At 68.7% G+C, this 11,939-nt stretch carries 12 protein-coding genes; 8 read left to right on the top strand and 4 right to left on the bottom strand.

Going from position 1 to position 11,939, the window contains the following annotated elements; translation table 11 throughout:
• Positions 1-22 precede the first annotated feature (22 nt).
• Together G6N34_RS16865 and nudC are read left to right on the top strand one after the other, a co-directional pair.
• Complete coding sequence (locus tag G6N34_RS16865) at positions 23-1,111, top strand: potassium channel family protein (protein ID WP_085148661.1); 1,089 nt, start codon at positions 23-25, stop codon at positions 1,109-1,111.
• Positions 1,104-2,033 carry an NAD(+) diphosphatase gene (nudC, locus tag G6N34_RS16860; protein ID WP_109788327.1) on the top strand — a complete coding sequence of 310 codons (930 nt, stop codon included), beginning with the start codon at positions 1,104-1,106 and terminating at the stop codon, positions 2,031-2,033. The genes G6N34_RS16865 and nudC overlap by 8 nt, the downstream gene beginning before the upstream one ends.
• A gap of 110 nt (positions 2,034-2,143) precedes the next feature.
• On the opposite strand, the gene G6N34_RS16855 is transcribed toward nudC, so the two are convergent.
• Positions 2,144-2,395, bottom strand: a complete 252-nt coding sequence (locus tag G6N34_RS16855; protein WP_109788283.1) for a mycoredoxin — start codon at positions 2,393-2,395, stop codon at positions 2,144-2,146.
• 30 nt (positions 2,396-2,425) lie between these two features.
• Between G6N34_RS16855 and G6N34_RS16850 the strand changes: the two genes are divergently transcribed.
• From G6N34_RS16850 to G6N34_RS16840, 3 genes are all read left to right on the top strand, one after another.
• Positions 2,426-4,522, top strand: a complete 2,097-nt coding sequence (locus G6N34_RS16850) for an ATP-dependent DNA helicase UvrD2 (RefSeq protein WP_085149975.1) — start codon at positions 2,426-2,428, stop codon at positions 4,520-4,522.
• 102 nt (positions 4,523-4,624) lie between these two features.
• Positions 4,625-4,813: a hypothetical protein gene (locus tag G6N34_RS16845; protein WP_085148655.1), complete on the top strand. Its 189-nt coding sequence runs from the start codon at positions 4,625-4,627 to the stop codon at positions 4,811-4,813.
• 139 nt (positions 4,814-4,952) lie between these two features.
• Positions 4,953-5,222 carry a WhiB family transcriptional regulator gene (locus tag G6N34_RS16840; RefSeq protein WP_085148652.1) on the top strand — a complete coding sequence of 90 codons (270 nt, stop codon included), beginning with the start codon at positions 4,953-4,955 and terminating at the stop codon, positions 5,220-5,222.
• 77 nt (positions 5,223-5,299) lie between these two features.
• Here G6N34_RS16840 and G6N34_RS16835 read toward each other — a convergent pair whose 3' ends face one another.
• Positions 5,300-6,637: a macrolide-binding ATPase MABP-1 gene (locus tag G6N34_RS16835; protein ID WP_085149973.1), complete on the bottom strand. Its 1,338-nt coding sequence runs from the start codon at positions 6,635-6,637 to the stop codon at positions 5,300-5,302.
• Positions 6,638-6,709: 72 nt separating this feature from the next.
• The gene (locus G6N34_RS16830) at positions 6,710-7,315 is read right to left on the bottom strand and encodes a TetR/AcrR family transcriptional regulator (RefSeq protein ID WP_085148649.1); all 606 of its coding nucleotides are present in this window, start codon (positions 7,313-7,315) and stop codon (positions 6,710-6,712) included.
• 107 nt (positions 7,316-7,422) lie between these two features.
• Between G6N34_RS16830 and G6N34_RS16825 the strand changes: the two genes are divergently transcribed.
• The 3 genes from G6N34_RS16825 to G6N34_RS16815 are packed head-to-tail and all read left to right on the top strand — an operon-like array spanning position 7,423 to position 11,103.
• Positions 7,423-8,595 (top strand): spirocyclase AveC family protein, encoded by a 1,173-nt coding sequence (locus G6N34_RS16825; RefSeq protein ID WP_085148646.1) that lies wholly within the window; start codon positions 7,423-7,425, stop codon positions 8,593-8,595.
• Positions 8,579-9,415 (top strand): CbbQ/NirQ/NorQ/GpvN family protein, encoded by an 837-nt coding sequence (locus tag G6N34_RS16820; protein ID WP_085148643.1) that lies wholly within the window; start codon positions 8,579-8,581, stop codon positions 9,413-9,415. Before G6N34_RS16825 ends, G6N34_RS16820 begins: the two co-directional genes overlap by 17 nt.
• Positions 9,412-11,103: a nitric oxide reductase activation protein NorD gene (locus tag G6N34_RS16815; RefSeq protein WP_085148641.1), complete on the top strand. Its 1,692-nt coding sequence runs from the start codon at positions 9,412-9,414 to the stop codon at positions 11,101-11,103. Before G6N34_RS16820 ends, G6N34_RS16815 begins: the two co-directional genes overlap by 4 nt.
• Here the strand turns inward: G6N34_RS16815 and G6N34_RS16810 are convergent.
• The gene (locus G6N34_RS16810; RefSeq protein ID WP_085148638.1) at positions 11,095-11,937 is read right to left on the bottom strand and encodes a bacteriocin biosynthesis cyclodehydratase domain-containing protein; all 843 of its coding nucleotides are present in this window, start codon (positions 11,935-11,937) and stop codon (positions 11,095-11,097) included. The two genes, G6N34_RS16815 and G6N34_RS16810, sit on opposite strands and share 9 nt — an antisense overlap.
• Positions 11,938-11,939: the final 2 nt, after the last annotated feature.

Genomic DNA, 11,939 nt, shown 5'->3' with positions numbered 1-11,939 from the left:
CCGGAGTCGATGACAGAGCATCGTGGCTAAAAACAGAATGCGCAGGCGCCTGCGCCGACTCGACGAGACGTTGACGGCCAAGCCGGACGCCGCGCTGGTCGAACATCTGCACATCCCGGAGCAGTTCGTCAGCCCGGGGCGCAGGATCTTCATGCGCGTCATCTACGCGCTGCTCGCGCTGTTCGCGGCCGTGCTCATCGTCTACCTCGACCGTGACGGCTACCGGGACATCTCCGACGATCCGGTGCCGGGCGGCCTGTCGTTCCTGGACTGCCTGTACTACGCCACCGTGTCGTTGTCGACCACGGGCTACGGCGACATCACCCCGGTCACCGCGACCGCGCGACTGATCAATGTCCTGGTCATCACGCCACTGCGGGTGGCGTTCCTGATCGTGCTCATCGGCACCACCGTGGAGACGCTGACCGCGGCGTCGCGGCAGGCCCTCAAGATCCAGCGCTGGAGGAACACCGTGCGCAACCACACCATCGTCATCGGCTACGGCACAAAGGGAAAGACGGCCGTCGCGGCGATGATCGGCGACGGCGTCCCGCCCGGCGAGATCGTCGTCGTGGACACCGATCAGCCGTCACTGGACCGCGCGAGCGCCGCCGGTCTCGTGACGGTGCACGGTGACGCCAACAAGTCCGACGTCCTGCGCCTGGCCGGGGCGCAGCACGCCAAGTCGATCATCGTCGCCACCAACAGCGATCCGACGGCGGTGATGGTCACGCTGACGGCGCGCGAACTGGCGCCGACGGCCAAGATCATCGCCTCCATCCGCGAGGCAGAGAACCAGCACCTGCTGCAGCAGTCCGGCGCCGACTCGGTGGTGGTCTCCTCGGAGACCGCGGGCCGCCTGCTCGGCATCGCAACCAGCACCCCCAACGTCGTGGAACTCATCGAGGACCTGCTGACCCCCGACGAGGGCTTCGCGGTCGCCGAACGCGATGTGGAGCGCAAGGAGGTCGGCGGTTCACCCAAGCACCTGGTCGACATCGTGCTGGGTGTGGTGCGCGGCGGAAACCTGCACCGCGTCGACGAGGTCGATGCGCTCGAGCTTGGCGACCGACTGCTCTATGTCCGAAGTGGAGGCGAAGACCGTGCCTGATTTCACACTGCGCAATACACCCCTGCTGTCCAGGGTGGGCGCCGACCGCTCCGATCATCTGCGCACCGACGTCGACGCGGCGGTCGAGGGCTGGGCGTCGGCCGCGGTCCTGCGGGTCGACAACCGCGGTCAGGTGCTCATCGTGGATGGCCGAGTGGCGCTGGGCGGCACCGCCGATCTCGGCGACACCCCTCCGGACAATGCGGTGTTCCTCGGCCGCATCGACGACGGCAGGCACGTGTGGGCCATCCGCTCCCCGCTGGTGCCGCCAGGCGAGGCCGCCGATGCCACCGTCCTCGACATCCGCCGCACCGGAAGGGTTTTCGACGACGTCAGCGCACAACTGGTGTCGACGGCGACCGCCCTGCTGAACTGGCATGACAATGCCCGGTTCTCGCCGGTCGATGGTGCGCCGACCCGGTCAATCAAGGGCGGTTGGGCACGGATCAACCCGGTCACGGGCGTCGAGGAGTTCCCGCGGATCGACCCCGCGGTGATCTGCCTGGTGCATGACGGCGCGGACCGGGTCGTGCTGGCGCGGCAAGCGGCCTGGCCCGAGCGGATGTTCTCGCTGCTGGCCGGGTTCGTCGAGGCCGGCGAGTCCTTCGAGACGTGCGTGATCCGCGAGATCTCCGAGGAGATCGGCATCGCGGTGCGCGACGTGCGCTACCTCGGCAGCCAACCGTGGCCGTTCCCGCGGTCCCTGATGGTGGGCTTCCATGCCCTCGCCGACCCCGATCAGGAGTTCGAGTTCAAAGACGGCGAGATCGCCGAGGCGCACTGGTTCACCCGCGACGAGGTGCGCGCCGCGCTCGACGTGGGGGACTGGTCCAGCGCGGCCGCGACGGAGTCGAGACTGCTTCTGCCGGGCTCGATTTCGATCGCCCGGGAGATCATCGAATCCTGGGCCGAGACGGACTGACCCCCACCCCGCGAGCGGCCTGCGGTGCCCCCGCGAGCGCCCGTGTCTGTACGCCGACACGCCGCAAATCCTGTACAAACCCGGCCGCCCGCGGACAGGGGAGAGGACGCTCAGCTCGCGAGCTTGGCCTTGACCTCGCGGATGTTCGGGTTGGTCATCGTGGTGCCGTCGGCGAACTTCACGGTCGGCACCGTCTGGTTTCCGCCGTTGACCGACGCCACGAAGTCCGCCGAGGCGGGATCGGCCTCGATATCGACCTCGGTGTAGCTGATGTTCTCCGACTTCAGCGCGGTCTTGAGGCGACGGCAGTATCCGCACCACGACGTCGAGTACATGATCAGCGGGGTCTCACTCACGGTCATGTCGCCATCTTGTCACCCGACCCTGGGATGATGATCGGCATGCCCATGGACGGCCTCGACGAGGAACAGCGTGAGGCGGTGCTGGCTGCGCGCGGGCCGGTGTGCGTGCTCGCGGGTGCGGGCACCGGCAAGACCCGCACCATCACCCACCGCATCGCCCACCTGGTCTCGGCCGGGCAGGTGGCGCCGGCGCAGGTCCTGGCGGTCACCTTCACGTCGCGCGCCGCGGGGGAGATGCGCAGTCGGCTGCGCAGCATCGAGGCCGCCGATCCCGACGGGCCGCGGATCGGGTCGGTGCAGGCGTTGACTTTTCACGCCGCGGCGCGTCGGCAGTTGTCCTACTTCTGGCCGCGCGTGGTCGGCAACACCGGCTGGCAGTTGCTCGACAGCAAGTTCTCCGTCGTCGCCCAAGCCGCCAACCGGGCCAAGCTCAAAGTCAGCACGGACGACGTGCGAGACCTCGCGGGTGAGATCGAGTGGGCCAAGGCGTCATTGATCACCCCTGAGGCCTACCCGGCCGAGACCGCGAAGGTGTCCCGCGACGTCCCGCTGGACGCACAGCGCGTGGCCGCGGTCTACGCCGGGTACGAGAACCTCAAGGCCCGCGGCGAGACCGCGCTGCTGGACTTCGACGATCTGCTGCTGCACACCGCGGCGGCCATCGAGAACGATCCGGCCGTCGCCCAGGAGTTCCGGGACCGGTACCGCTGTTTCGTGGTCGACGAGTACCAGGACGTCACACCGCTGCAGCAGCGCGTGCTGTCGGCGTGGTTGGGTTCGCGGGACGACCTGACGGTGGTCGGCGACGCCAACCAGACCATCTACTCGTTCACGGGCGCCTCCCCGCGCTACCTGCTGGACTTCTCCCGGCGCTTTCCCGACGCCACCGTGGTGCGGCTTGAGCGCGACTACCGCTCCACCCCGCAGGTGGTGTCGCTGGCCAACCGCGTGATCGCCGCCGCGCGCGGCCGGGTCGCGGGCAGCAGGCTGCATCTGGTGGGTCAGCGTGATCCCGGACCGGAGCCGACGTTTCAGGACTACCCCGACGAGGTCGCGGAGGCCAAGGCGGCCGCCAAGTCGATCACCAAGCTGATCGAGTCGGGTGTCTCGCCCGCGGAGATCGCGGTGCTGTACCGGATCAACGCGCAGTCGGAGGTCTACGAAGAGGCGCTGACCGAGGCCGGTGTCGCGTTCCAGGTGCGCGGCGGCGAGGGTTTCTTCAGCCGCCAGGAGATCCGGCAGGCGTTGGTGGTGTTGCAGCGTGCCGCCGACCAGGATTGGGCGGATAAAGACCTGCCGACGGTGGTGCGGACGCTGCTGGAACCGCTGGGGTTGACGGCGGAGCCGCCGACGGGTGCGCGGGTGCGGGAACGCTGGGAGGCGCTGGACGCCCTCGCGCAGCTGGTCGACGACGAGGCGGCCGCCCGCCCCGAACTGGACCTGCGGGCGCTGACCTCCGAACTGCGGATTCGTGCCGACTCCCGGCACCCACCCGTCGTGCAGGGCGTGACGCTGGCGTCGCTGCACGCGGCCAAGGGTCTGGAGTGGGATGCGGTGTTCCTGGTCGGGCTCACCGACGGCACGCTGCCCATCTCGCATGCATTGGCGCACGGCCCGGACAGTGAGGCCGTGGAGGAGGAGCGGCGCCTGCTCTATGTCGGCGTCACCCGCGCCCGGGTGCATCTGGCCCTGAGCTGGTCGCTGAGCCGCACGCCTGGCGGACGGCAGACGCGTAAACCGTCGAGGTTCCTCAACGGCATCGCGCCGCAGGCCAGCCGGGACACCGGGCCCACCGCCCCGCGCCGCCAGCGGTCCGCCGCGAGCAAGCGCTGCCGCGTCTGCAACGCCAACCTGACCACGGCCGCCGCATCGATCCTCGGGCGGTGTGAGACGTGCGCGTCCGACATCGACACCGACCTGCTCGCGCGGCTCAAGGAGTGGCGGCTGCGCACGGCGCAGGAACTCAAGGTGCCGGCGTTCGTGGTGTTCAGCGACAACACATTGATCGCGATCGCGGAGACCAGGCCCGCCGACAATGCCGCGCTGACGTCGATCTCGGGCATCGGGGCGCGCAAGCTGGAGCAGTTCGGTGCGGACGTGTTGGAGTTGGTACACGGCCGGAGTTGAAAAACCGCAGGTCAGAAAATCGCTTGTGGTTCCACCGGCCCACGGTCTAGCCTCGAACCCGCACCATTCACGCACGCGAGCGCTGGGAAGGAGGTCCTCACGATGATCAGCACCGCCATGAACGTCGGCGTAGCCGCCGCCGTACCCGCGCATGCCCAGGGGACCTTCGTCGTTCCCGCAGCGCACATCCAGGCGGCGGCCGCCGCCTGGGCGGGACAGGCCCACGCAGCACCGCGTAAGCGCCGTCCCGCCGCCGCGACATTCGCGTCCGTGTATCGGGGTTCCAGCTAGGAGCCCACGAATCAGCCACATGGCCACGGACCCGAAGTCACCCGGATCCGTGGCCAATTTCTTTGGTGTCATCTCACCGCCGGCCCGGATCTCGAGGACAAGCAAGTCAGCCACGAGACCAGGAAGCAGGTGAGAGGACATGTCAGCCCTGACAGTCCGCGAGGAGAAACTGCCGGTGCTGCCGTGCCATGTCGGTGACCCCGACCTGTGGTTCGCCGAGACTCCCGCCGAGTTGGAACGCGCCAAGGTGCTGTGCGCGCAGTGCCCGATCCGACGGCAGTGCCTGTCGGCCGCGCTTGACCGCGCAGAGCCCTGGGGCGTCTGGGGCGGTGAGATCGTCGAGCGCGGATCGGTGGTGGCACGCAAGCGCCCGCGCGGTCGTCCACGCAAGGACGTCGTCGCAGCCTGAGCCGCCTGACCCACCGACGAAGAAGGCCCACCTTCACACGAATCATCGTGTGAAGGTGGGCCTTTCGCGTGTCTGACTCAGACGGCGTCGGGGTCGGAGAACCCGGGCACCATCGCGTCGGCGATCTGCCGCGTCGGCACGTGTGCGTCGAGCTGACAGGAGATGGCGACCACCGAGGCGAGCACGCGCATCGGGATCGCCAGCTTCGGCGGGATGTCCATCTGCCGGGCCGTCTTGAGCTGACCGGAGACCTTCTCGAAGTTGACGTTGGTCATCCGCTGCAGCCACTTGCGGGTGTAGTGGAACACCGGCACTTGCAGCGGTTCGACGTACTGCCGCAGCATGTCGTCGATCTCGCTGATCGAGACCTGCTCACCCTTCTGGATGAATCCGACGTGCTCCATGGTCGGCAGCAGCTTCTCGTAGTTCTTGTCGACCGCGTAGCGCAGCATCTGACCCAGTTCCACGGGCCACCCGCCGGGCATGGGCGCCACCGCGCCGAAGTCGATCACGCCGAGCTTGTCGCCCGGCAGCAGCATGAAGTTCCCAGGGTGGGCGTCTCCGTGCACCATCTCGAGGCGCCGCGGCGAGTCGTCGCAGAACTCGAAGAGCCGCGTGGCCATCAGGTCGCGCTGTTCCTGCGTGCCCTCGCGGATGATCTGCGCCAGCGGAATGCCCTCGATCCACTCCGCGACCACGACCTTGGGTGCGCTGGCCACCACATGCGGCACCAGGAACTTCGGGTCGCCGTCGTAGGCCTTGGCGAAGGCGCGCTGGTTCTCCGCCTCGAGGCGGTAGTCCAACTCCATCTCGGTGCGGTCGATCAGTTCGTCCACCACACCCTGGACGTCCGCGCCGGGCGCCAACTGCTTGAACACGCCGACCAGCCGCCGCATGGTCTTGAGGTCGGCCCGCAGGGCCTCGTCGGCGCCCGGGTACTGGATCTTGACGGCGACCTCGCGCCCGTCCGACCAGACCGCCTTGTGCACCTGGCCGATGCTTGCTGACGCGACGGGTGTGTCGTCAAAGGACTGGAATCGGTCCCGCCATTTGGTGCCCAGTTGGGCGTCGAGGACCCGGTGGACCTTGTCCGCCGGCAGCGGCGGGGCGTCCTTCTGCAGCTTGGTCAGCGCCTCCCGGTACGGCTTGCCGAACTGCTCGGGAACCGCGGCCTCGAGCACGGAAAGGGCCTGGCCGACCTTCATCGCCCCACCCTTGAGTTCGCCCAGCACCTTGAACAGCTGGTCGGCGGCTTTCTCCACCAACTCGGCGTTGACCTCGTCTTTCGACTTGCCGGTCAGTCGCTTGCCGACCCCCAACGCCGCGCGACCTGCCATGCCGCCGGCCAGGCCTGCCAACTTCGCGTTTCGTGCCACACTCCCGCGCTTGATCTCTGCCACCAGACCATCATCCACCACGGCAGCACTGCCCATGACACCGAACTGGCAACAAACGTTTTCAACATGGGATCCCAGGTCGACGGTCGCTCAGTCGGGGAGCTTGATCACCGATGTGTACATCTCGATCATGGGCCGGTACAGGTCGACTCGGTCGAGTTGGCTTCCCAGGATCACCGAGTCGCTGGTGGCCACCAGCGCCTGCGCGAAGGTCAGCGCGGGGATGGTCAGGGTGGCGCCGAGCCTGTCCATGCTCGCGACGATGAACTCGGCGAGTTTCTCGACGACTTCCGACCGCTTCTCGGCGACCCGTTCTCTGGCCTCCGGGTTGCGCAGCAGATACAGCGTGAACTCCAGTCCAAGCGCGGCATGCTCGGCGCCACGGTCGAGGCTCAGCTGTCGCCAGCGGTCGGCGATGGCGTCGAGTTCGTGCGCGCCGACGCGACTGGCCGAGGCCATCACTTCGGCGAAGCTGTCGAAGTAGCGCCGCCAGTACCGGTCGCTGACGGCCAGAAACAGGTCCTCTTTGGCGGCGAAATGCTTGTAGATGGCGCCCTTGGTGTACCCCGCCGCATACGCGATGTCATCGAGAGTGGCGGAGGTGAAGCCCTTTTCGCCGAACACGCTCTCGGCGGCGTCCAGCAGCAGGCTGCGCGTGTGCTCGAGTCGCCGCTCGCGTGTCCACCGCTCCGTCATGACCGAAGTGTGCCATAGGTTTCTCAGAACCCATTGAGTCATCCAGATACTCATGGGTATATTTCCGGGGGTCGCGCTTTCGGTGCGCGACGGATGGAGGGGTCGGTGTGAGTGAACTGTCGGACAAGAAGCCTGCGATCTCGGAGGACCTGAGCACGGTCGGCAACCTCCATGGGCCGACGTCGGTCACCGGTTCGGCGCGCCGGGTCAAGATCTGGGCCACGGCCGGCGGGCTGATCCTGGCCCTCCAGGTCTATGTGTGGATCCGGTGGATCACCGGCCCTTACTTCACGCCGGTGGATCCCGGGCCGACGGATCCGCCGACGTTCATGAAGATCGCCCTGATGATGTGGCAGATCGGCTCGCCGGCGCTGTTCCCGGTCGCGATCTGGTGGTTCATCATCCGGCCGTGGCGACGTGAGCGGCGGATCACCCTCGACGGCATGATCATGGTGTCCACGGGCCTGTTCTTCTTCCAGGACCCGCTGCTCAACTACATCAACACGTGGTGCACCTACAACGCCTGGGCCTTCAACATGGGCTCGTGGGCGCCTCACGTCCCGGGCTGGATGTCGCCCGAACGGCCGGGTGCGCAGGTGGCCGAACCGCTGGGGATCAACGTGTCCGGCTACGCGTTCGGCGTGCTGCTGTGCACGATTCTGGGCTGCTGGTTCATGCGCAAGGCCCAGCAGCGCTGGCCGAACATCGGCACCAAGGGCCTGATCGGGGTCGCGTTCGCATTCGGGTTCGTCTTCGACTTCATCATGGAGGGCCTGATCCTCATGCCGCTGGGCATGTACACCTTCCCCGGTGCCATCCAGTCGCTGTCCATCAACGCGGGCACCTACTACCAGTGGCCCATCTACGAGGGACTCATGTGGGGCGGCGTGCAGGCCGCGCTGTGCTGCCTGCGCTTCTTCACCGATGACCGTGGCCGCACGGTCGTCGAGAAGGGGCTCGACAACGTCCGCGGTGGTTTCGCCAAGCAGCAGTTCGTCCGGTTCCTGGCGATCTTCGCCGCGGTCAGTGCCTCGTTCTTCGTGTTCTACATCGTTCCGGCGCAGTTCATGGCCACGCATGCCGACCCGTGGCCCGAGGACGTGCAGAAGCGCTCGTACTTCACCTCCGGCATCTGCGGCGATGGCACCGACCGGCCGTGCCCCGACCCGTCGCTGCCCATCCCCACCAAGCACTCCGGCTACGTCAACACCGACGGTGAACTCGTCCTGCCCGACGGTGTGGAGATGCCGGCGGTGGTGCCGCATGAAGGGCGCGGCTGAGTTGCTCACCGATAACGGCGTCGTCGTCGAAAACCGCACTGGTACACCGTTCTATCGCTCCGTCGGTGACGAGGCGGAGGTCTTCCGGGCGGCCGCGCGGCGCGGGTCACCGGTCCTGCTGAAGGGCCCGACTGGGTGCGGCAAGACCCGGTTCATCGAGGCCATGGCCCATGAACTCGGCCGGGACCTGATCACCGTCGCGGGGCACGAGGACATGACGTCGGCGGACCTGGTGGGTCGGTTCCTGCTGAAGGGCGGCGAGACGGTGTGGGTCGACGGACCGCTGACGCGGGCCGTGCGCACCGGTGCCATCTGCTACCTCGATGAGATCGTGGAAGCACGTCAGGACACCACGGTGGTGATCCACCCGCTCGCCGACCACCGCCGCGAGCTTCCCATTGACCGGCTGGGCACCACATTGTCCGCCGCCCCCGGCTTCCAGTTGGTGATCTCCTACAACCCCGGCTACCAGAGCGTGCTCAAGAGCATCAAGGAGTCGACGCGGCAGCGGTTCGTGGCCATCGAGTTGGACTTCCCGCCGCCGGAGGTGGAGGCCGAGATCGTCGCGCACGAGGCCGGAGTCGACGCCGCCACCGCGCACGTGTTGGTGTCGATCGGCACCGCGATCCGCAACATCGACGGGTCACCGCTGCGCGAGGTGTCCTCGACGCGCATGCTCATCCTGGCCGGGGGTCTGGTCGCCGAAGGTCTGAGCCTGCGCCGCGCCGTGCGGGCCGGAATCGTCGAGGCGCTCTCCGACGACCGCGACGTCGTCCGAGCGCTCGGCGAACTGGTCGAGGCCCTGCTGCCACGACCGTGACCGATTCGCCGGGCCCCGAACACCTCCGACTGCTGGCCACGCACCTCGCGGGTCGCTCCGTCGACGTCGCGGAGGCACCCGCGGGGCAGCCCGCGCACACCGACGGCCGGGTCGTGTTCGTCACCCGCGACGGGTCGGTGGATCTGCAGCGCCGCGAGGTCCTGGTCCAAAGCGGCCTGCTCGGTGCCGGAAGTCTCGACCCTGCCCTGATCCGGCCCCTGCGGGTTCGGGCCGCGTGGGCCCGTCGCTACCTGGCGATCGAGGGTCACCGCGTGCTCACCGACCTGGCCGCCCGGGTGCCGCTGGCGGCCGAGGTGCATCCCGGCGGCGCGCCGTGGACGTCCTCGGCGGCCGAATCCCTCGACCTGGCGCGCGGCCGTACGCCGGTGCCCGACCCACCCGCGTGGTTCGGCGCCCTCAAGCCGGGTCAGGTGTCGTCACCGTCCGGGCCAGCGGGCACGCCGCCAACGGAGGCCGACCTGCGCTTCGAGATCGTCACCGCCGCAGACGAAGACGATGACGATGACGATGGCCCAGCCGAGGAGAGCCGGATCCTCAAACTCTTCGACAATCCGCTGTTCAACTCCCAGTCTGTCGGCGACTTCCTGCGAAAGCTGCTCGGCACCTCCTCGGGTTCGACGGCGGACAACCCCGGCGGTGCGGAGTTGCGGGTCGGCGCCGCCAGGCGCGGGCGCTCGGCCGGACCCGATGCGCGTCCGGCGCCCACCCGCATCCACTTCACCGACCACGCCAATCCCGGTGCCGCCGTGGGTGTCGGCGGCGCTCTGCACCCCGAGTGGGACGTCTTCAAGCAGCAGTACCGGCCCGACTGGTGCCGCGTCATCGACTATCCGTTCACCGCGGCGGCGGACGTCTCCGCGGCAGGCATCGCGCACGACGAGGTCCTGCGGCGACGGCTGTCCCGAGTCGGTCTGGGGCCGAAGGCGTTGCGGCGCAGACCCGATGGCGACGACCTCGACATCGAGGCACTCACCGACTTCGCCGTCGAACTCCGGTCGGGCTGCTCACCGCCGGAGCACGTGTACACCGAGCACCGCAGGATCGCCCGCAATCTCGGGGTTCTGATCCTGCTCGACGCCTCCGGATCGGCCACCGATGCCGACCCGGAAGGCCTTGCCGTGCACGACCATCAGAGGCGGGCGGCCGCCACGATCGCGGCGACGCTGGAGGATCTCGGTGACCGGGTCGCGGTCTACGCCTTCCGCTCCAAAGGGCGAAACGCCGTCCACCTGCCCGCGATCAAGTCCTTCGAGCAGCGGTTCAGCGCTCTCAGTCGGGCCCGGCTCAACCAGCTTCAGCCGAGCGACTACACGCGCCTCGGCGCGGCGATCCGGGGTGCGGGGGAGATCCTCAAGGAACAGGCCGGCACCCCGAACCGGTTGCTGTTGGTGCTCTCCGACGGGCACCCGTATGACGACGGCTACGAGGGCCGGTACGCGGAGGCCGACGCGCGCCGGGCACTCGAAGAGCTCCGGATGGATGGCGTTGCGTGTCTGTGCCTTTCGGTCGGCTCCGCCACCGAGGCCGAGGCACTGGAACGCGTCTTCGGCTCGGTCAGCCATGCCAGCGGCGCGGCGCTGGCCGAACTGAGCCCGCGGATGGACGAGCTGTTTCTGGGTGCGCTGCGAGAGCTCGCGGCACCAAGGACCCGCCGTGCCTCAACATGAGCACCGTGGATGCCGGGGCCATCGGCGCGTCGCGATGCTGCCGGCACGCACGTCGAACTCCAGGGTGGCCGACAGGCTGGAGGGGGCGGCGGCATGCGTCGCTGACCCGTCGACCGCAGCGACGACCGCCTGCACCTGACCCATCGCCAGCGCGACGGTGGCCAGCACGGTCGAGTGATCGGCCATGCCGACGGTGTCCCGAAGCTGCGCCGCCAGCGCAGGCCACGCCGCATCGCGGTCGATGCGGTGAAGATCGGCGCACACCAGACAACTGGTGACGCCCGGAATGACCAACGGTCCGACCACCCCGGTGCCGTCGCGCACCCGCACCGCCAGATGCGCCACCTGCGCCGCGTGCAGGTCGCGCACCATCCGCGGGTCGGCGACGAGGTAGTCGGCGAGGACGACGAGGTCGGTCTTCTCGGCCCGGACCGCGGCGTGTGGCTGGCTGCTGTGGCTGACGCGCACACCGGTGCCGCGCAGTGCGTCGACCAGCACGTCGGTCAGCGGACCGCGACCGTGCACACGGATGGCGGCCGCGCGTCCGGTTCTGCGGGGTGCGTCGGCGCTGGCCACGCCCGCGGACTCCAGGGCGTCGATCAGGGCGGTCAGTTCTCCTGCGTCGGTCAGGCCCAGGCGGGTGGCTTCGGCCGTGAGGTCACCGACCTCGACGGGGGAGCGCATGTGGCGCAGCACCCCGGCCATGCCGCCGGCGGTGAGGCCGCGCGGTGGGCGGACCAGGACGGCGCGCCGGGGATCCCAGCCGACCTGCACGGCGCCGTCGGGCCGCAGCAGCACGGGCATCGAGGGGTCGAGGCTGATCCGGCGCGTCATGG

This window comes from Mycolicibacterium confluentis, from assembly GCF_010729895.1.
GTDB classification, from domain to species: domain Bacteria; phylum Actinomycetota; class Actinomycetes; order Mycobacteriales; family Mycobacteriaceae; genus Mycobacterium; species Mycobacterium confluentis.
This window is presented reverse-complemented; position numbering and strand designations above follow the sequence as displayed.

What these genes read in the sequence shown, in the direction of transcription:
- G6N34_RS16855 (WP_109788283.1), bottom strand. Translation starts at nt 2,395, where the DNA reads ATGACCGTGAGTGAGACCCCGCTGATCATGTACTCGACGTCGTGGTGC.
- G6N34_RS16850 (WP_085149975.1), top strand. Translation starts at nt 2,426, where the DNA reads ATGATCGGCATGCCCATGGACGGCCTCGACGAGGAACAGCGTGAGGCG.
- G6N34_RS16845 (WP_085148655.1), top strand. Translation starts at nt 4,625, where the DNA reads ATGATCAGCACCGCCATGAACGTCGGCGTAGCCGCCGCCGTACCCGCG.
- G6N34_RS16840 (WP_085148652.1), top strand. Translation starts at nt 4,953, where the DNA reads ATGTCAGCCCTGACAGTCCGCGAGGAGAAACTGCCGGTGCTGCCGTGC.
- G6N34_RS16830 (WP_085148649.1), bottom strand. Translation starts at nt 7,315, where the DNA reads ATGACGGAGCGGTGGACACGCGAGCGGCGACTCGAGCACACGCGCAGC.
- G6N34_RS16820 (WP_085148643.1), top strand. Translation starts at nt 8,579, where the DNA reads ATGAAGGGCGCGGCTGAGTTGCTCACCGATAACGGCGTCGTCGTCGAA.
- G6N34_RS16810 (WP_085148638.1), bottom strand. Translation starts at nt 11,937, where the DNA reads ATGACGCGCCGGATCAGCCTCGACCCCTCGATGCCCGTGCTGCTGCGG.